This window comes from Roseateles toxinivorans (assembly GCF_004362525.1).
GTDB classification, from domain to species: domain Bacteria; phylum Pseudomonadota; class Gammaproteobacteria; order Burkholderiales; family Burkholderiaceae_C; genus Paucibacter; species Paucibacter toxinivorans.
The window spans coordinates 97,085-114,807 of the sequence record NZ_SNXS01000003.1 but is presented as its reverse complement, the minus strand read 5'-3'; the positions used below and the strand labels follow the sequence as shown (position 1 = coordinate 114,807).

Annotated in this window: 16 protein-coding genes; 5 read left to right on the top strand and 11 right to left on the bottom strand. The window is 69.2% G+C overall.

Annotated elements, in window-relative coordinates; genetic code table 11:
• Window positions 1-28 precede the first annotated feature (28 nt).
• The 8 genes from DES47_RS11805 to DES47_RS29280 all read right to left on the bottom strand — a co-directional run bounded on the left by DES47_RS11805 (window position 29) and on the right by DES47_RS29280 (window position 7,618).
• Window positions 29-1,000: a hypothetical protein gene (locus DES47_RS11805; protein WP_133700917.1), complete on the bottom strand. Its 972-nt coding sequence runs from the start codon at window positions 998-1,000 to the stop codon at window positions 29-31.
• A complete protein-coding gene (locus DES47_RS11800) occupies window positions 997-1,986 on the bottom strand; it encodes a hypothetical protein (RefSeq protein WP_133700916.1) in 990 nt (329 codons plus the stop codon). Before DES47_RS11800 ends, DES47_RS11805 begins: the two co-directional genes overlap by 4 nt.
• Complete coding sequence (locus tag DES47_RS11795; protein WP_133700915.1) at window positions 1,983-2,972, bottom strand: hypothetical protein; 990 nt, start codon at window positions 2,970-2,972, stop codon at window positions 1,983-1,985. Before DES47_RS11795 ends, DES47_RS11800 begins: the two co-directional genes overlap by 4 nt.
• Window positions 2,972-3,949 carry a hypothetical protein gene (locus tag DES47_RS11790; protein ID WP_133700914.1) on the bottom strand — a complete coding sequence of 326 codons (978 nt, stop codon included), beginning with the start codon at window positions 3,947-3,949 and terminating at the stop codon, window positions 2,972-2,974. Before DES47_RS11790 ends, DES47_RS11795 begins: the two co-directional genes overlap by 1 nt.
• 6 nt (window positions 3,950-3,955) lie before the next feature.
• Window positions 3,956-4,936 (bottom strand): hypothetical protein, encoded by a 981-nt coding sequence (locus DES47_RS11785; RefSeq protein ID WP_133700913.1) that lies wholly within the window; start codon window positions 4,934-4,936, stop codon window positions 3,956-3,958.
• A 16-nt stretch (window positions 4,937-4,952) separates the two neighbouring features.
• On the bottom strand, window positions 4,953-5,939 hold the full coding sequence (locus DES47_RS11780) for a hypothetical protein (RefSeq protein WP_133700912.1): 987 nt from the start codon (window positions 5,937-5,939) through the stop codon (window positions 4,953-4,955).
• Between the two features lie 126 nt (window positions 5,940-6,065).
• Entirely contained in the window at window positions 6,066-7,061 is a 996-nt protein-coding gene (locus DES47_RS11775) for a methyltransferase (RefSeq protein ID WP_133700911.1), read from the bottom strand.
• Window positions 7,062-7,066: 5 nt separating this feature from the next.
• Window positions 7,067-7,618: a response regulator transcription factor gene (locus DES47_RS29280; protein WP_243748276.1), complete on the bottom strand. Its 552-nt coding sequence runs from the start codon at window positions 7,616-7,618 to the stop codon at window positions 7,067-7,069.
• Window positions 7,619-8,073: 455 nt separating this feature from the next.
• Between DES47_RS29280 and DES47_RS11765 the strand changes: the two genes are divergently transcribed.
• The 4 genes from DES47_RS11765 to DES47_RS11750 all read left to right on the top strand — a co-directional run bounded on the left by DES47_RS11765 (window position 8,074) and on the right by DES47_RS11750 (window position 13,961).
• The gene (locus tag DES47_RS11765) at window positions 8,074-10,335 is read left to right on the top strand and encodes a bifunctional diguanylate cyclase/phosphodiesterase (protein ID WP_133700910.1); all 2,262 of its coding nucleotides are present in this window, start codon (window positions 8,074-8,076) and stop codon (window positions 10,333-10,335) included.
• A gap of 95 nt (window positions 10,336-10,430) precedes the next feature.
• Entirely contained in the window at window positions 10,431-10,835 is a 405-nt protein-coding gene (locus DES47_RS11760) for a hypothetical protein (protein ID WP_133700909.1), read from the top strand.
• 76 nt (window positions 10,836-10,911) lie between these two features.
• The gene (locus tag DES47_RS11755; RefSeq protein WP_133700908.1) at window positions 10,912-11,715 is read left to right on the top strand and encodes a hypothetical protein; all 804 of its coding nucleotides are present in this window, start codon (window positions 10,912-10,914) and stop codon (window positions 11,713-11,715) included.
• Window positions 11,712-13,961: an ATP-dependent DNA helicase gene (locus DES47_RS11750; protein WP_133700907.1), complete on the top strand. Its 2,250-nt coding sequence runs from the start codon at window positions 11,712-11,714 to the stop codon at window positions 13,959-13,961. The genes DES47_RS11755 and DES47_RS11750 overlap by 4 nt, the downstream gene beginning before the upstream one ends.
• Here DES47_RS11750 and DES47_RS11745 read toward each other — a convergent pair.
• Window positions 13,958-15,634, bottom strand: a complete 1,677-nt coding sequence (locus DES47_RS11745; protein ID WP_133700906.1) for a sensor domain-containing diguanylate cyclase — start codon at window positions 15,632-15,634, stop codon at window positions 13,958-13,960. The genes DES47_RS11750 and DES47_RS11745 overlap by 4 nt on opposite strands.
• A 107-nt stretch (window positions 15,635-15,741) precedes the next feature.
• Between DES47_RS11745 and DES47_RS11740 the strand changes: the two genes are divergently transcribed.
• A complete protein-coding gene (locus tag DES47_RS11740; protein WP_133700905.1) occupies window positions 15,742-16,302 on the top strand; it encodes an NADPH-dependent FMN reductase in 561 nt (186 codons plus the stop codon).
• A 56-nt stretch (window positions 16,303-16,358) separates the two neighbouring features.
• Here the strand turns inward: DES47_RS11740 and DES47_RS11735 are convergent, their stop codons facing one another.
• Both DES47_RS11735 and DES47_RS11730 read right to left on the bottom strand, forming a co-directional pair.
• On the bottom strand, window positions 16,359-17,264 hold the full coding sequence (locus DES47_RS11735; RefSeq protein WP_133700904.1) for an OmpA family protein: 906 nt from the start codon (window positions 17,262-17,264) through the stop codon (window positions 16,359-16,361).
• Window positions 17,265-17,323: 59 nt separating this feature from the next.
• Window positions 17,324-17,722 carry a DUF4398 domain-containing protein gene (locus DES47_RS11730; protein ID WP_133700903.1) on the bottom strand — a complete coding sequence of 133 codons (399 nt, stop codon included), beginning with the start codon at window positions 17,720-17,722 and terminating at the stop codon, window positions 17,324-17,326.
• Window position 17,723: the final 1 nt, after the last annotated feature.

Here is a 17,723-nt window from a genome sequence, read left to right as displayed (position 1 = left end):
CACCGCAGCCGCCCATGGCGGGCCATGCTCAGGCCCAGGGCCGCAGTTCCTCGGGCCGCTGCCGCACATAGGCCAGCACCTGGCGGCGTTTCTCGGGGCCGCGGCGGCCTTCGTTGTCGCCGGCCGCATCGCCGAAGAACTCGGGCGCTGCGTCCTCGATGCGCTCGTAGAGACCGCGCCAGAGCTTCTTCAACCCATGGACGGAGACGTCCAGGCGTTGCATCAGCAACTCATCGGGCGCATCGAACAGCGACAGCCACAGCAGCTGGCGCTGCGTGGCCGAGAAGCCGAACAGGGGCGCATGGTGGTCGAAGATGTCGCGCACGGTGCTGCCGGGTGCCGCACCCAGGGCCTCGGCGCGGGTCAGCCGGTAGAAGGCCAGCGGCTCGCCGCCCGGGGCTTGCTGCCCGCCCGGCTGGTAGGGCCGGCGCAGAAACCCGTTCATCTGCATCCAGCCCGCGCTGGCCACCGTGTTCTCGAAATACATGGCCTGGCTGCGATAGCCCGAGAAGCCGGCGCGGAAGGTCTCGGCGCCCATGATCATCAGGCTGCGTGCCATCGGGTCGTCGAGGTCGCGCACGCGCATGTCGAAGTGCAGGGTCAGCAGATGCAGCTCGCCGCGGGCATTGGCGCGGCCGATGTCCTTGTCACCGAGCGGCTGCCAGCGGCCCGCGAGCAGTCCGGTATAGAGGCGGCGGGCAATGCCGGGCTCGGGCTCGGCGTCCAGCCGCAACTCGCGCACCAGCGCCTGCGGCAGCACCATGCCCACCCCCAGGGCCTGCGCGCGCTCGCCGGCAGGCCGGCTCAGGTCCTCGGTCAGGCCTGCGATCAGGGCGGGCTCGTCGACCAGTCGCTCCCACAGTGCCGGCAAGGCCTGACGGGTGGCCGGGTCCAGGCCCAGCCAGGCGGGCAGCAGCGACATCAGCTCCGCAACGTCGTCGCGGCCGGGCGGGCGATGGCGCAGCCGCGGCAGCTGCATTCGGGCAGGGCCGAGACTCACCGCGCGTCGTCCCAGGGCCGCAGTTCCTCAAGACGCTGGCGCACATAGGCCAGGACCTGGCGGCGTTTCTCGGGGCCGCGCTTGCCGTCGTCCGCGCCGCCACCGTCGCCGAAGAAGTCGGGCATCTGGTCCTCGATGCGTTCGTAGATGCCGCGCCACAGCTTCTTCAGGCCGTGGATGGAGACCTGCAGGCGCTGCATCAAGGTCTCGTCATGGTCGTCGAACAGCGACAGCCAGAGCAGGCGGCGCTGCGTCGGCGACAGCCGGAACAGCGGCGGATGGTGGTCGAAGATCTGGCGCAGGGTGCTGGTCGCGGCGCTGTGCCGTGACTCCTCGCGGGTCAGCCGGAAGTAGAGCAGCGGCTCGCCACCGGGCCAGCCGTTCTCACCCTCGCCCGCCCCCGGCGCATAGGGCCGGCGCAGATAGCCGGTGTTGAGCATCCAGGGCTCCGCGCCCGGGTGGTTCTCGAAGTACATGGCACGCAGGTTGTAGCCCGACAGGCCGGCGCGATAGCTCTCCACACCCATGACGAGCAGGCTCTGCACATAGGGACTGGCGAGATCGCGCTCGCGCATGTCGTAATGCATAGACAGCATGCGCAGCTCGCCGCGCGCGTTGTCTCGCCCGATCTCGCGCTCGGCCATCGGCCGCCAGCTCCCGTCCAGCAGGGCGGCGTAGGCGCGCTTGACGAGGCCGGGCCGCGGCTCGCCATCCAGCCCCCACGCTTCAGCCTGCGCGGCCGGCACGATCATCGCCACGCCCCAGGATTGCAGACGCTCCCCGGCCGGACGGGTCAGATCCTCGGTGATGCTGGACAGCACCGAGGGCTCGTCGCAGAGCCGCTCCCACAGCGCCGGCAGCGCGGCCCGCGTCGCGGCATCCAGGCCGGCCCAGGCAGGCAGCAGCGGCATGCATTCGGCAATGTCCTCGCGCAGCGAGGGCCGATGGCGCAGGCGCGGTATCGGTGGGCGCAGCGTTGAGTTCATGTCCCCTGCTCCACCCAGGGCCGCAACTCCTCGGGCCGCTGGCGCACATAGGCCAGCACCTGGCGGCGCTTCTCGGGACCGCGCCGGCCCTCGTTGTCACCGGCGGCTTCGCCGAAGAAGTCGGGCGCCACATCCTCGATGCGCTCGTAGACGCCGCGCCACAGCTTCTTCAGGCCGTGGATGGAAACGTCCAGCGCCTGCATCAGGTGTTCGTCACTGTCATCGAACAGGCTCAGCCACAGCAGGCGCCGCTGCGAGGCCGAGAAGCGGAACATCGGCGGCTGGTGCTCGAAGGTGTTGCGCGCCGGCGAGCCGGGCAGGCGTGAGCGGGCTTCCTCGCGCGTCAGCCCCATCAGGCTCGGGCGCAGCGCGGGCGGTAGGGCCTGCAGCGCCGTCTGATCGGCATAGCGGCGTGGCAGGAAACCCGAGGCGGCAGCGATCGGCTCGACCTCGGCGCTGGTCTCGTAGAAGAAAGCGCGCAGCTGGTAGCCGTCATGAAAGGCGCGGAAGGTGTCATTGGCAATGGCAATGACGCTGCTCACATAGGGATCGCTGAGATCCGTGTGCCGCTGCGAGAAGTGCAGAATCATCAGCACCAGCTCGCCGCGCGCGTTGAGCAGCCCGATCTCGCGGTCGCTCATCGGCGGCTGGCTGCCATCGAGCAGGCTGGCGTAGATGCGCCGCGTGACATGGGCATGCGGGCCCGAGTCCAGCGCCAGGGCCTGCACCTGGGCCGGCCGCAAGGCCATCGTCACGCCCCAGGCCTGGATGCGCTGGCCCGGCGGCAGGGCCATGTCCTCCATCACCCCGGTGAGCACTGCCGGCTGATCGACCAGGCTGTCCCAGAGGCGGCGCAGCTCATGGCTGAGCGCTGCGTCCAGTCCCAGCCAGGCGGGCATCAGCTCGAAACATTCGTCCAGATCCTGCAGCGCCGTCGGGCGGTAGCGCAGGCGTGGCACGCGGCGGGCGACGGGTGGAGTCATCATCAGCCCTCGATCCAGGGCCGCAGCTCTTCGGAACGCTGGCGCACATGAGCCAGCACCTGGCGGCGCTTTTCGGGGCCGCGCTTGCCCTCATCCTCGCCGACCGACGCACCGAAGAAGTCAGGCATCCGGCTCTCGACGCGCTCATAGATGCCGCGCCAGAGCTTCTTCAGGCCATGCACCGACACCTCGAGACGCTGCAGCAGGTGTTCGTCGCTGTCATCGAACAACGCCAGCCACAGCAGGCGCCGTTGCGAGGTCGAGAAGCGGAACAACGGTGGCTGGTGCTCAAAGATATGGCGCGCCGTGCTGCCCGGCAGGCTGGCACGCGCCTCCTCGCGCGTGAGGCCGAAGAACAGGGTGCGGTGCTCCGGCGGCAGACCGTCCTGCGCGGCGGGATCGGCGTAGGGGCGGACCGGAAAGCCGGCCGCCGTCACATAGGGTTCGTCACGCACGCCCCCTTCGTAGTACATCGCCCTCAGGTTGAAGCCGCGATGGCCGAAGCGGAACACCTCGTGCGCCATGTTCAACACGCCCAGCACGTAGGCGTCACTCAGATCGTCGTTGCGCATCGAGAAGTGCAGGTTGAACAGCACCAGCTCGCCGCGCGCATTCGCCACACCAAGTTCGCGGTCCGTCATGACCGGCAGGCGCCCGTCCAGCATGGCGCGATAGATGCGCCGGCTCAGGTGCGGATCGGGGCGGCCGTCGAGCCGGAACGCCTCCACGGTGGCCGTGGCGACGGGCATGCTGATGCCCCAGGCCTGGATGCGCTGATGCGCGGGCAGTGCCGCGTCCTCCATGCTCATCATCGACAGGTTGCCGGCCTGTATCAGGCGCTCCCAGAGCATGGGCAGCGCGGCCCGCAGATCGGGCTCCAGGTCCAGCCAGGCCGGCAGCAGTTCCAGGCCCTGGGCCAGGTCGGCCACCGTGGTGGGGCGGTAGCGAAAGCGCGGCAAATGCGTGGGCGGTCTTTGCATGGCCGCTCAGCTGCTCGCCCAGGGCCGCAGCTCTTCGGGCCGCTGGCGCACATAGGCCAGCACCTGACGCCGCTTCTCGGGGCCGCGCTTGCCCTCGTCCTCGGCTGCGGCGTCGCCGAAGAAGCCGGGCATACGGTCTTCGATGCGCTCGTAGATGCCGCGCCAGAGCTTCTTCAGACCATGCACCGAGACCTCCAGCAAGGGCATCAGGTGCTCGTCGCTGTCATCGAACAGGGCCAGCCAGAGCAGTCGGCGCTGGGTGGCCGAGAAGTGGAACAGCGGCGGATGGTGCTCGAACACATGGCGCACCGAGGTGCCCGGCAGGCTCGCGCGGGCATCGGACCGGCTCATCGCGAACAGCATCGGGCAGCGCTCGGGCGGCAGGCCGGCGAGACTGGAGGCATCGGCAAAGGGCCGCGCTCGAAAGCCCGCTGCCAGCATCACCGGCCCACCCTGCACGCTGGTCTCGAAATACATCGCCTGGGTGTTGTAGCCACCGGCCGCGGCGCGGAAGGCCTCGTTGGCGATATTGATCACGCTGTGCACATAGGGATCGTCCAGGTCGTTGTGCCGCTGCGAATAGTGCATATTGAAGAAGCAGAATTCTCCCCGGGCATTGGCCTGTCCCAGCTCGCGGTCAGTCATCGGTGCCCAGTCGACGCGCTGCAGCCGGGCATAGATCTGGCGCGCCATGAAGGCCCTGGGCGCCGTGTCGAGCTCAAGCTCGCGCGCCCTGGCGCTGGACAGTGCGATGCCACATCCCCAGCCCTGGATGCGTTGGCCCGGCGGCAGGGCCAGGTCTTCCATCACCGTCGAGGTGATGCCCGGCTCGCCGAGCAATCGCCACCACAGGCCCCGGAATGCGCTCGACAGCGCCTCGTCGAGCCCCAGCCAGGGCGGCAGCAAGGGCCCCAGACATTCGTCGAGGTCGTGGCGTGTGGTGGGCCGGTAGCGCAGGCGGGGAATATGGGTCGGGGCCGGACACATGGCGAATGCAGCTGCCTCAGGCCTCATGCCAGGGGCGCAGCTCCTCCGGACGCTGGCGCACATAGCCGAGCACCTGGCGACGCTTCTCGGGGCCGCGCTTGCCGTCGTCGCTGGCGCCGGTGTCGCCAAAGAACTCGGGGGCCACATCCTCGATGCGCTCGTAGATGCCGCGCCACAGCTTCTTCAGGCCGTGCACCGACACGTCCAGCGCCTGCATCAGATAGTCGTCGCTGTCGTCGAACAGGCTCAACCACAGCAGGCGGCGCTGCGAGGCCGAGAAGCGGAACAGCGGCGGCTGGTACTCGAACACATGGCGGGCCGAGGTACCGGGCAGCTGCTGCAGGGCGTCCTCGCGGCGCATGCAGAACAGCACCGGGCGCAGATGCTCGGGCAGATGCTCCAGCGGCGGGGCATCGTCGGCATAGCGCGTCGACGGGAAGCCCGCGGCCGCCACGCCGGGCGCCAGCGCCGCGCTGGTCTCGAAATAGATGGCCTTCAGGTTGTAGCCGCCGTGATGCCCCCGGAACGCCTCATTGGCCGAGTTCAGCACGGCACCCAGATAGGACTCGCCGAAGCTGTTGGGCCGGATCGAGTGGTGCAACACCATCATCGTCAGGCCGGCACCGGCATTGGCCAGGCCGATCTCGCGGTCGCTCATGGGCTGCAGGCTGCCCTCCGCCAAGGCGGCATAGAGCCGGCGTGACAGATAGGGCTGCGGCGCAGTCTCCAGCTGGATACGCTCGACCCACTGCGGCTGCAGGATCAGGGTGACACCCCAGCTCTGGATGCGTCGGCCCGCCGGCAGCGCCATGTCCTCGTTGACACCGGTGACCATGGCCGGCGATTCGACCAGACGTTCCCACAGCGCCGGCAGGGCCTGGCGCAGACCGGTGTCAAGCGCCAGCCAGTCGGGCAGCAGCTCCATGCATTCGACCAGATCGTGCCGACTCAGCGTGCGCACTCGCATACGCGGAATGTGTCGGCTGGCTGGAGCAACAGGCATGGCTCTCCTCAACGCATCGGCCAAGTTCGTGACCGGCCGGACGGCCGATTTGGACGCCGATTATAGGGAGGGCCAGGGCCCGCAAACAGCTGCCGAAGACCCTGCCACCGGCCCTGCGGACCGGCCCTACTTGCGGGCCAGAACGGCGCCGAGACCGGCGCCCCAGGCTGCGGCGGGCAGCAGGGTTTCGGCGCTGGCGAAGCCGGCGTCCAGGCACCACCGCTTGCAATCGGCGGCACTGAAGGCCTGCGCCTCGCCGAACTCGACCAGCATGTTCAGCGAGGCCAGCAGGCCGGCGGCATTGCGCCGCCGTTCGTCGTCGATCAGATGATCCAGCACCAGCAGGCTGCCCCCCGCCGGCAGCAGCTCGTGCAGATGGGCCAGCAGTGCCTGCTTCTCGCTGCAGGCATGCAGCAGGCTGACGATGAGCAGATCGGCCGCGGGCCAGCCCTGGGAGGCCAGCTGCAGCGGCAGCTGCAGCGGCAGCACGCTGACCCGCCCGCCCAGACCGGCCGCCGCGATCTGCTCACGGGCGGCCTCGCAGGGGCCCGGCAGGTCCAGGCTGCAGCAATGCAGCTGCGGATGCAGCGCCGCCAGCTGCAGGCACAGGCCCGCCTTGCCACCGCCCAAGTGGGCGAGGCGGCGCGGCGCGGAAAAGTCCACCCGTTCGCTCAAGGCTTGCGCCAGCTGCGCCGGATCATCCCAGCAGGGGGCCAGGGCGAGCTCGGCCGCGACTTCGGGCTCGCCCTGGGCGCGGCCGGTGCGCAGCGCGTCACCGAGGCGGCCCCACAGCATCTGCGCGCGGGCATGGGCAAGGCTCAGGTCCTGCCCGATATAGGCGGCGCTGCGGCGGTCAAGGAAATGGCTGCTCTCCCGGGTGTTGATATAGACCGCGTCGGCGTCGTCGCCCTCGCGCTCCAGCAGGCCCAGGGCCACCAGGGTGTCGGGAAGATCGGGCATGGCGCGTTCGCTCAGGCCCAGGGCCCGGCGCAGCTGGCGCGCCGAGCGCGGCCCCTTGCCCAGCTCGGTGAACAGGCCCAGGTCGATGGCCGATACCAGGGCCTGGGCCGCACAGAAGCCCTGCTCCAGCTGAAGAATGCGCTCGGGGGATAGCGTGTACATCGGATTCAAGGCAGGGCCCGCAGCCAGGCGGCGGCCTGGCCACGCGAAGTCGCGCCCAGCTTGTTGAGGATGTTGGCGACATGGCGCTTGACCGTATGCGGGCTCAGGTCAAACGCGCGTGCAATCAGCTTGTTGCTCTCGCCGGCGGCCAGGCGCTGCAGCACCTCGAGCTCGCGCGGGCTCAAGGAATCCAGCGGATTGCAGGGCGGTGGCGGGGCCGCAACCGTTTGCGGTTGGCTGGACAACGGGCTTGCGGTGGGCAGCTGCCCCCCCTGCTGCGCCGCCTGGTTGCGCAGGGTCTGGGCCAGCATGGCGTCCAGCGTCTCGGGCTGGGCCACACGGGCCAGGGTTTCGGAGAACACCTGGAGCAGCGCGCGCTGGATCTCCTCGTACAGATCTGCCTGCTGGAGGAAGGTCGTGGCCGACACGCCCACCTTGGCGACGCTCATCTGCGGCGTCTGCAGACCATGCTGGTACTGGGCCCAGCTGATGCGGTGGCGCGCGGGAGCGCCCTGGCCGGGGGACAGCTCTAGCACCGGATCGAGTAGTTCGTTCATGGCATCACTCCTGAAAGCGGCGGATGGGCAGCTCTACCGATGTGCGATGACTCGCTCGCCTGCTGTCCACTTCAACCTGGGGCGCATCGTAAAAACCCGTAGAAGATCTGGAAATACTCAAAAAGATACCCCCCCTGAAAATGCAGCCCCCGCCGTGCGACGAACTGTCTTGCCTGCCACGCGTCCGCCGCGCCAATGGCAGGCGCTCTTCATAGGGAGAAACAGTCGGGCGCAGCCATCGGGCCGGAGCGCCGCCACGCGACAAACGGGGGTTTCTACCGAGGGTCATGACATTTCGTTCATCGGCCATAACCAAGATTTTTGCTTGACGATTCGGAGCGTCCATGCGCCCAGGGGGTGTCAAGCAGGCATCACATGGCCTATGCTGGGCTGGCTCCTGACGTGTACCAGCGTCGCGGAGGAGGAGCGCCGAACCCTCGATCGAAGGTGGCTCCATGTCCGCTGTGCAATCCCGGCGCCTGCGTCGCAGCTTCTTGTGGCTGGGTTGGATATCGCCGGTACTGGGTCTGCTGGTGGTGCTGGTCGGTTGGGCCTTGCTGCTCAGTGCGCTGCAGACCGAGCGCAAGCTGGTGGAGTCCGAGGCCTTCACGCGGGTGCGCGGCCTGACCCAGGCATTCGAAGAGCAGATCCTGGGCACCCTGCAGCAGGTCGACCAGATCACCCGATTCGTGGCGCATGGGGTGGCCGCCGGCAACGACCGCAGCGAGCTCGTTGCCCTGATGCGTCTGGCACTGGAGGGTCAGCCCCAACTGACCGGTATCGCGGTCACCGACGCCCAGGGCCGGGTGATCGCGTCCAGCGGCACGATGGCCCGTCAGGAGTGGCAGCAGCACGAGGCCTTTCGAGTCCATGCCCAGCGGGTGGCGTCGGGTCTCTTCATCGCAAAACCCAACCCCGGGCCGACCGCCAACGGCTGGACCCTGCAGATGAGCCGCCGCTTGGGCGATGAACGCTTCGATGGCGTGGTACTGGTGGCCACCGACCCGAGCTACTTCACCAGTTTCTACAACCGCGACCAGCTCGGCGAGCAGGGCCTGGTCACCTTTGTCGGCCTGGACTGGGTGGTCCGCGCGCGCCGCTCCGGCGACCGCGTCTGGCACGGCAGTCCGGCCGGAGCGGCCAGCCTGGCCAATCAGATCGCCAGAGCCCCCTCGGGCACCTACCAGGGCAGCAGCAACGTCGATGGGGTGCAGCGCCTGCTGGCCTACAAGACCGTGACCGGCCACCCGTTTGCCGTTGTCACCGGCCTGGCGGAGGCCGAAGTATTCGCCGCCCATGACAGAAGGCGCACCCGCCTGATGCAGGTGTTCGGCCTGGCCAGCCTGGCCCTGGTGCTGGCCTTTGCCGGCCTGCATCTGATGACGCGCCATGTGCGCCAGAGTCAGCTGGCCGCGCAACGCGCCCGCGTGCAGTTCGAGGCCGCCTCCGATGCCAGCCTCGACGCCTTCTGGATCATGGATGCGGTGCGCGATGACCAGGGCCGTGTCAGTGACTTCCGCTTCGCCCATTGCAATGAGCGGGGCGCCCGGCTGCTGCGCCGTCCGAAGAGCCGCATCGTCGGGCGCCTGCGCAGCGAGGTGCTGGGCAGCTTCGTCGAGCCCGGCTTCTTCGAGTTGTTCTGCCGGGTGATGGACAGCCGTGAACCGGCCGAGACCGAGTCGCGGATCACTACCCCCGAGGGCCCACAGCTTGAGCTGATGCACCAGATAGTGCCGGTCGGCGATGGCGTGGCCCTGACCACCCGTGACATCAGCGCCGCGCGGGCCCGCGAGCGCGAGATGCTGGCCTCGCAGCAGGCCCTGCGCGAGGCCGATCAGCGCGTACGCCTGCTGACCGACAACATCCCGGCGCTGATCAGCCAGTTCGACGCCGAGGGGCGCATCATCTTCGCCAACCGCCAGTGCGCCGAGCGCTACGGACGCAGCCAGGCCGAGCTGATCGGCAAGACCGTGCTGGAGGTTCGCGGCGAGGAGGGCTGGGCTCAGCTGCGGCCCCAGGTCCAGCGGGTGCTGGCCGGCGAGGCGGTCAGCTTCGAGAGCCATGCCTGGCTGGACGGCGAGCTGCAGTTCTTCCAGCAGCACTATGTGCCCGACCTGTCGGCACAGGGCCAGGTGCAGGGCTTCTACTCGGTGTCGATGGATGTCAGCGCCCTGAAAAGGGTCGAGCGCCAACTGCTCGCCCTGGCCCGCACCGACACCCTGACCGGCCTGGCGAATCGCCGCCTGTTCGATGAGAGGCTCGCCGAAGCGCTGCTGCGCCAGCATCGCAACCGCCAGGCGCTGGCCCTGCTGTTCCTGGACATCGACCGCTTCAAGGGCATCAACGACCGGCTGGGCCATGCCAGCGGCGACGCCGTGCTGGTCGAGTTCGCCCAGCGCCTGAAGCAGGCGGTGCGGGCCTGCGACACGGTGGCACGGCTGGCCGGGGACGAGTTCGTGGTCCTGCTCGAGGGGCTGCACGGCGAGGGCGAGGCCCAGGTCATCGCGGCCAAGATCGTGGCGGCGATGCAGCGCCCGTTCGAGCTGCCGACCTGCACCCTGGAGGTCACGACCAGCATCGGCGTCGGCTTCCATGGCGGGGCCGATCTGGCCCCGGCGGCACTGCTGCAGCTGGCCGACCAGGCGCTGTACGAGGCCAAGCATGCCGGCCGCAACACCTTCAGGGTCGCCAGCGCACCGGCGCCACTCGCGGAGTAGGCCTTGTCCGACCCGCGATGGCGTGGACGTCCGATGGTGCGCTGCCGCGTTCAGGCATGCAATGAAAGGGTCCCCACATCACTGGAGCGCCCCTCATGAATCACTCACGTACCGCCTTTGCCCTGCCCCTGTGCGCAGCCCTGCTCACCACCCTGCTGGCATTCGATGCCCAGGCGGCGACCGCCCAGGAGCGCTACCGCGCCGAACGTGCGGCCTGCCTGAACGGCAGCTCCAGCCAGGACCGCGCCACCTGCCTGAAGGAGGCCGGGGCTGCGCTGGCCGAGGCTCGCAAGCCGGGCCATCAGCCGCAGACCGAACCCGACTACCGTGCCAACGCGCTGCTGCGTTGTGATCGCCAGCCCGAGGCCGACCGGCCCGACTGCCGACGCCTGGTGACGGGCGCCGGCAGCAGCAGCGGCAGCGTGGCCGAAGGCGCGATCGTGCGCGAGATGGTGACCCGCACGGTGGGCAAGCCAGGCAGCGCCGCCTCAGCCCCGTAAGTGGGGCGGGCGGGCCGCGCCCGCGGCGGAATACTGTATTTATAATCAGGCCCCGTCGCGCATCCGCAGGCCTGCCATGGCTGAGCCCCCAGCAACAAAACTGCCCCGCACCCACCGCACCCGCCTGATGCAGATCTGGCGCTCGGCGGGCTGGCCCTGCAAGGACGCGGTCGAGATCGATCTGCTGGCCGCGGGCATGATCACCCTGCACGGCTCGGCCGAGGGCCGCGAAACGCTGAAGCTCAGCGAGGCCGGCATCCAGTGGCTGGCGGCCGAGCGCCAGCGCAATCAGCGCGCGCTGAGCGCCCATGACCGCCTGGCACTGAAGATGGCCGAGCAGCTGATGGGCGCGGGCCGCATCGTCTGGCGCGAGCTGTCGCTGCGGGCGCAGATCGAGCCCACGGCAGCGCTGCAGGTCGAGGAGGCCTCGCCGCTATGGCCCGAGGCCGGCGCGGCCGAAGCCCGCACCAAGGCGCCCTGGCGCATCGCCCGGCCCGACCTGTTCTCGGTGCGCAACACCAGCGTCGAGGCCTATCTGCAGCCGCTGGTGCACGAGATCAAGGTCAGCCGAGCCGACCTGCTGTCCGACCTGCGCCACGATGCCAAGCGCCAGTCCTACCAATGGCTGAGCTGTGAGTGCCACTACGTGTTCCCGGCCGGCATCGCCGAGCCCGAAGAGATACCGGAGGCCTTCGGCATCTGGCTGCTGCATGGCGACATCGACGGCGGCCGGCTGGAGCCGCTGCGCCCGGCCCGCCACGCCAGCTGCACCCTGCCCTTTGCCGTCTGGCTGGCGCTGGCCAAGGCCACGCCGCTGCAGGCCGAGGGCCTGGGCGCGCAGGCCCAGCTGGGCGCCGGCGACGGCGCGGAGCCGCCTTGAGCTACGTCGTCGCGGTGCGCGCGCTGTGCGAGTTCACCGCCAAGCAGGGTGATCTGGACCTGCGCTTCACACCCGCGCCCTCGTCCCAGGAAGGTATCGAGGGCCATCAGCTGGTGGCGGCAAGACGTGGCCCCGGCTATGAGGCGGAGCTGAGCCTGCAGGGCGCGCACAAAGGCCTGTCCGTGCGCGGCCGCGCCGATGGCTATGACCCGGTCACCAAGCGCCTGGAGGAGGTCAAGACCTTCAAGGGCCGGCTGGACACGCAGCCCGATTCGCATCGCCAGCTGCACTGGGCGCAGCTGAAGGTCTATGGCGCGCTGCTGTGCCAGCGCAGCGGTCTGGCCGAGCTCGAGTTGGCCCTGGTGTACTTCAATGTCGGCAGTCAGCAGGAGACGGTACTGACCCAGCGCTGCGGCGCTGTCGAGCTGCAGCAGCATTTCGAGCTGCTGTGCGAGCGCTTCCTGGCCTGGGCCGGGCAGGAGCTGGAGCACCGCGCGGCGCGGGACGCAGCGCTGACCGCGCTTCAGTTCCCGTTCGACGGCTTTCGGGAGGGCCAGCGGGTGCTGGCCGAGGCGGTGTACCGCGCCGCCGCCAGCGGCCAGTGCCTGCTGGCCCAGGCGCCCACCGGCATCGGCAAGACGGTGGGCACGTTGTTCCCGCTGCTGAAGGCCGCGCCGGCGCAGCAGCTGGACAAGATCTTCTTCCTCGCCGCCAAGACCTCGGGCCGGCAGCTGGCGCTGGATGCGCTGCAACGCATCGCTGCGCGGCCGCTGCGCGTGCTGGAGCTGGTGGCCCGCGACAAGGCCTGCGAGCACCCGGACAAGGCCTGCCACGGTCAATCCTGCCCCCTGGCTGCGGGCTTCTACGACCGCCTGCCGGCCGCACGCCGGGCCGCCGTCGCGCAGGCCGCTCCCTTGAACCAGGCCCGGCTGCGAGAGCTGGCGCTTGAACATCAGGTCTGCCCCTACTACCTGAGCCAGGAGATGGTGCGCTGGAGCGATGTGGTGGTGGGCGACTACAACTACTACTTCGACGTCACCGCCCTGCTGCACGGCTTCACCAGCGTCAACCAGTGGAAGGTCGGCCTGCTGGTCGACGAGGCCCACAACCTGGTCGAGCGCGGCCGCAAGATGTACTCCGCCGAACTGCAGCCGGCCGGTCTGGCAGCGGCGCGCAAGAGCCCGGCCGCCGGCACCAGCACGGCCTTGAAGAAGGCGCTGGACAAGGTGCACCGAGCCTGGAACGCCCTGAACAAGGCCCAGCAGCCCGACTACCAGGTCTATGACAGCTTCCCCGACAAGCTGCTGCTGGCCCTGCAGCAATGCTGCAGCGCCATCACCGAGCATCTGGCCGAGCACCCGACGCAGGTCGATGCCGCACTGCAGGGCTTCTACTTCGAGGCCCTGCACCTGGTGCGCATGGCCGAACTGCTGGACCGCCATTCGATGGTGGACATGGGCCGCCAGCCGGGCATCAAGGGCGCGGTGCTGAGCGTGCGCAATCTGGTGCCTGCGCCCTTTCTGCGGCCCCGCTTCGAGGCCTGCGGCACCAGCACGCTGTTCTCGGCCACCTTGCAGCCGCCCCACTACTTCAGCGATCTGCTGGGCCTGCCCGCATCGCACCGGGGCCTCGAAGTGGCCTCGCCCTTCAGCGCCGAGCAGCTGCGCGTGCGCGTGGCCGGCCATATCTCGACCCGCTACCAGCGCCGCGCGGCCTCGTTGGCACCCATCACCGCCCTGATGGCCGAACAATTCAAGCAGCAGCCGGGCAACTACCTGGCCTTCTTCAGCAGCTACGACTATCTGCAGCAGGTGGCCCTGCAGTTCATGCAGGACCACCCCGAGATCCCGCTGTGGCAGCAGTCACGCCGCATGGCCGAGGCCGAACAGCAGCAGTTCCTGGCCCGCTTCACCGACCACAGCCGAGGCATAGGCTTTGCCGTGCTCGGGGGCTCGTTTGCCGAGGGCATAGACCTGCCCGGGCGGCGGTTGATCGGCGCCTTCGTGGCCACGCTGGGCCTGCCGCAGATCAACCCGGTCAACGAGCAGATCCGGCTGCGCATGCAGGCACTGTTCGGCGCCGGCTACGACTACACCTACCTCTACCCCGGCCTGCAGAAGGTGGTGCAGGCCGCCGGCAGGGTGATACGGGGGAGCAGCGACCGGGGCGTGGTGCACCTGATCGACGACCGCTTCGCACGAGCCGAGGTACAGGCGCTGCTGCCGGGCTGGTGGAAACTGTCCTAACCGGCACAGACCCGGTTGCGCCCCTGGGCCTTGGCCCGGTACAGCGCCTGGTCGGCGCGCCTCAGCGCCGAGACCATATCGTCATGGGCCGGATCGAGCAGCGTGAAGCCGCAGCTGATGGTGATCTGGCCCACCTCGGCGATAGGCGTGCCGGCCACCAGCTCGCGCAGCTCATTGGCCAAGGCGAGTGCGTGCTCGGCGTCGGTGTCGGGCAGCAGGGCCATGAACTCCTCGCCGCCCAGGCGGCCCAGCACATCGGAGGCTCGCAGGCGTCGGCGCATGGTGTCCGCAATCACCTTCAGCGCCTGATCGCCGGCCTCATGGCCGAAGCTGTCGTTGACGCGCTTGAAGTGATCGACATCGATGGTGACCAGGCTCAGCGGCTGCTGGCTGCGGCGCGCGTGGGCGATCAGCAGACGCGACTGCTCGTCGAAGCCGCGGCGATTCAGCAGCAGGGTCAGCGGATCGACCAGCGCCAGCCGCGACAGCTCCTCATTGGCACGTTCCAGCTCGGCGGTGCGTTGCTGCACGCGCTCCTCCAGCTGATGGTTCAGATCCAGCAGGCGCCGCGTCATGCCCGACAGCGCCCCCGACAGCTGGGCCACCTCGGCACTGCCTCTCAGCACCGGCATGGCTGCCCCTGGCGCCCCCTGCTCCAGTGCACGCGCGGCCCCGGCAATGCTGGACAGCGGCCGCGTCAGCCGTCCGGCCAACCACCAGACCAGCAGGGCCGCCAGGGCCGCCGCCAGCAGGCCCATGCCGAACACCGTCCAGGCCTGGGCGCGGGCCCGGGCAAAGGCGGTGAGCACGGGCTCGCGGGACACCACGGTCCAGCCCAGGTCGCTGGCCGCGCTGCGCGGCAGCACCGCCACCACCGAGGTCAGATACTGCTGCCCATCGTTCCAGCGCGTCACGCCGGCCGGCTCGGCCCTGCCGTCGGCCGCGACCAGCGGCAGCGTCTGTTGCCGGGCCAGCTGCTGCGCCAAGGTGCCCGCCGGGGCATAGATCATCTTGCCCAGGCGATCGAAGATGAAGGTCTCCAGCCGGCGCTCGGCGGCGTTGCCGGGTGCCAGGCTCTCCACCACCTGATCGGCCCACTGCCAGCTCCCGTGGGTGACCAGCACCCCCAGCCATTTGCCATCGACCCGGATCGGCGCGGCAAAGTCGACAAAGCGCAGCGGCTCGCCGCTGGGCAGCGGCGGGAACGAGGCGGCCAGCATCTTCGCCGGGTGCACGTCACCGACATAGATGCCCCTGCTGCCGGGCTCGAACCAGGGTCGCTCGCTGGCATTGCGGCCCACCATCAGACCGCCGGTGGCGGCGAGAATTTGGCCGCTGCCATCGGCAACGCCGATCCAGGTGTTCCAGGGATTGCTGGCCTGGCTGCGCGCCAGGGCGGCTTTCGCGATCTCGGAATCCAGCCCCTGCAGCCATAGCTCCCGGGCATCAGCGATGACCTGCACCTCACGGCTGCGCCGGGACAGCTCCTCGGCCAGCACGTGGGCGGCGCTTTGCGCCACCACCTGCAAGGCCTGGCCCTCGTCGCGCCGGATCTGCTGTGTCAGCATCGCCGACAGGCCCCATGACAGAGACACCGACAGAGCCACCACCAGCAGGCCGAACACGCCGGCGGTCTGGGTTCTGAGGCTGAGCGTGGGCGAGGTGCGGATCATGGGGCCGAGATTACGTCCAAATCCCAGGGGCGACAGCGCAACAAACCCCAGGGCGACGCCGGAGGGAGTACAAGAGGGGTCCGTCAGCCACATTGCAAGGAGCACCCATGAGCACACCCTATCGCGTTGCCGTCGTCGTCGGCAGCCTGCGCAAGGATTCGATCAACCGCAAGCTGGCCCTGGCACTGGCGGCCATGGCACCGCCCGGCCTGAAGCTGGAGATGGCCGAGATCGGCGCGCTGCCGCTGTACAACCAGGATGACGACGCCAGCCCGCCACCACCCTCGGTGGCCTTCAAGCAGCAGATCCAGGCCGCCGACGCTGTGCTCTTCGTCACCCCCGAGTACAACCGCTCGGTACCGGGCGTGCTGAAGAACGCCATCGACATCGCCTCCCGCCCCTATGGCCAAAGCGCCTGGAGCGGCAAGCCCGCCGCGGTGGTGAGCCTGTCGCCCGGCGCCATCGGCGGTTTCGGCGCCAATCACCATCTGCGCCAATCGCTGGTGTTCCTGGACATGCCGACCCTGCAGCAGCCCGAGGCCTATCTCGGTGGCGGTGGCGATCTGTTCGATGACGCCGGCGCGATCAAGAAGCCCGACACCCAGGCCTTCCTGGAGAAGTTCATGGCGGCGTTCGAGCAGTGGGTGGAACAGAACAAGACCGCCTGAATGAAAGAAGCCGCGCCGGGCGTTAGCCCAGGCGCGGCCGCTGGCAAACGGGGGCTTTACTTCACGGCCACATCGTCAGCCGTCTGTGCGAACACGATCTCGACGCGGCGGTTCATCTGGCGGCCCGAGGCGGTGTCATTGCTGGCCACCGGCATGGCCTCGCCATGGGCCTGGGTGGTCAGGCGATCGGATGACACACCCAGGCTCACCAGGGCCATCTTCACCGCACCGGCGCGGCGCTCCGACAGGGCCTGGTTGGCGGCATCACCGCCCATGCTGTCGGTATAGCCCTCGATCGAGGCCGAGCGCTGCGGATTGCGCTTGAAGAAGTCGGCCAGCTTGCCCAGATTGCCGCTGCTGGCAGGCAGCAGCTGCGACTTGCCGCTGTCGAACAGCACATCGCCCAGGGTCACGACCATGCCCTTGTCGGTCTTCTTGGCATTCAGCGCCTGCAGCTGCATTTCCAGATCGCTGACGCGGGCGTCACGCCGGGCCACGCGGGCCTGGTCGCGCTGCGCGGCGGCATCGGCGGCGGCCAGCTCGGCGGTCTTCTGCACATTTGCCTGCTGCGCCGTGGCCAGCTTCTGCTGCGCGGCATCCACCTCATTGGTGCGCGCCTCGAGGCGCAGCTTGTCGCGCTCGGCGGCGGCACCGGCGGTGACGGCCTGGGCGGCCTTGGACATCGCGGTCTGCTGCGCAATCACGGCACGCTGGTTCGCCAGATAGGCCAGGTGATCGACGCGGTAGCTCTTGTCGCCCGCGGTCCAGGCCTGGTCGGCCATGCGCAGGGAGTCGTTGGCACGCTTCAGTTCGTCGGGGGCCAGGGCCGTCACCTGCGGGTTACTGCCGGCCGCGGTGACGCGGCTGCGCGCCGACTCCAGTTCGCCGTTGCGAGCAGGCACGGAACTGCAGGCAGCCAGGGCGGCGGCCAAGGTGGAAAGTACGATCAAGCGGGTCTTCATGGGGAACTCCTGATTCGCCGCACGCAGGGGCGCGGCGAACAATGTGGATGGTGGATGGATCAGCGCGGGGTCTTGCGGCTGATTTCCTCGCGCAGCACGCGGGCGGCGTCTTGCGACTCCTGCGCGGCCTTGCGCGAGCGTGTCGACTGAGCATGCAGCTCGGCCACCTGGGCATCGACCTGGGCCTGCTCGGCCAGCCGGGTGGCACGGTCGTAGTCCTTGGCGGCGACCGCCTCGCGGGCGCTGGCCAGCTTGGCAATCGCCACCTGCAACTCGCCCGGTGCGCCCTCGGCGGTGCTGCTGCTATTGGCCTGCTGCACGGCGGCCTCGGCCACTGCCATCTGGGCCGTGGGCATGGGGGCGTTGCTGGCGCAACCGCCCAGCATCAGCACGGCGGACGCGGCGAGCGTCAGACCCAGCGCGGTGGCACGGGCGGGAATCAGGTGATGGAGTGTCATG

Coding starts and splice junctions, on each gene's coding strand:
- DES47_RS11730 (WP_133700903.1), bottom strand. CDS start 17,722: ATGACACTCCATCACCTGATTCCCGCCCGTGCCACCGCGCTGGGTCTG.
- DES47_RS29280 (WP_243748276.1), bottom strand. CDS start 7,618: ATGAACGAACTACTCGATCCGGTGCTAGAGCTGTCCCCCGGCCAGGGC.
- DES47_RS11775 (WP_133700911.1), bottom strand. CDS start 7,061: ATGTACACGCTATCCCCCGAGCGCATTCTTCAGCTGGAGCAGGGCTTC.
- DES47_RS11755 (WP_133700908.1), top strand. CDS start 10,912: ATGGCTGAGCCCCCAGCAACAAAACTGCCCCGCACCCACCGCACCCGC.
- DES47_RS11785 (WP_133700913.1), bottom strand. CDS start 4,936: ATGTGTCCGGCCCCGACCCATATTCCCCGCCTGCGCTACCGGCCCACC.
- DES47_RS11800 (WP_133700916.1), bottom strand. CDS start 1,986: ATGAACTCAACGCTGCGCCCACCGATACCGCGCCTGCGCCATCGGCCC.
- DES47_RS11765 (WP_133700910.1), top strand. CDS start 8,074: ATGTCCGCTGTGCAATCCCGGCGCCTGCGTCGCAGCTTCTTGTGGCTG.
- DES47_RS11735 (WP_133700904.1), bottom strand. CDS start 17,264: ATGAAGACCCGCTTGATCGTACTTTCCACCTTGGCCGCCGCCCTGGCT.
- DES47_RS11740 (WP_133700905.1), top strand. CDS start 15,742: ATGAGCACACCCTATCGCGTTGCCGTCGTCGTCGGCAGCCTGCGCAAG.
- DES47_RS11780 (WP_133700912.1), bottom strand. CDS start 5,939: ATGCCTGTTGCTCCAGCCAGCCGACACATTCCGCGTATGCGAGTGCGC.
- DES47_RS11795 (WP_133700915.1), bottom strand. CDS start 2,972: ATGATGACTCCACCCGTCGCCCGCCGCGTGCCACGCCTGCGCTACCGC.
- DES47_RS11760 (WP_133700909.1), top strand. CDS start 10,431: ATGAATCACTCACGTACCGCCTTTGCCCTGCCCCTGTGCGCAGCCCTG.
- DES47_RS11790 (WP_133700914.1), bottom strand. CDS start 3,949: ATGCAAAGACCGCCCACGCATTTGCCGCGCTTTCGCTACCGCCCCACC.
- DES47_RS11745 (WP_133700906.1), bottom strand. CDS start 15,634: ATGATCCGCACCTCGCCCACGCTCAGCCTCAGAACCCAGACCGCCGGC.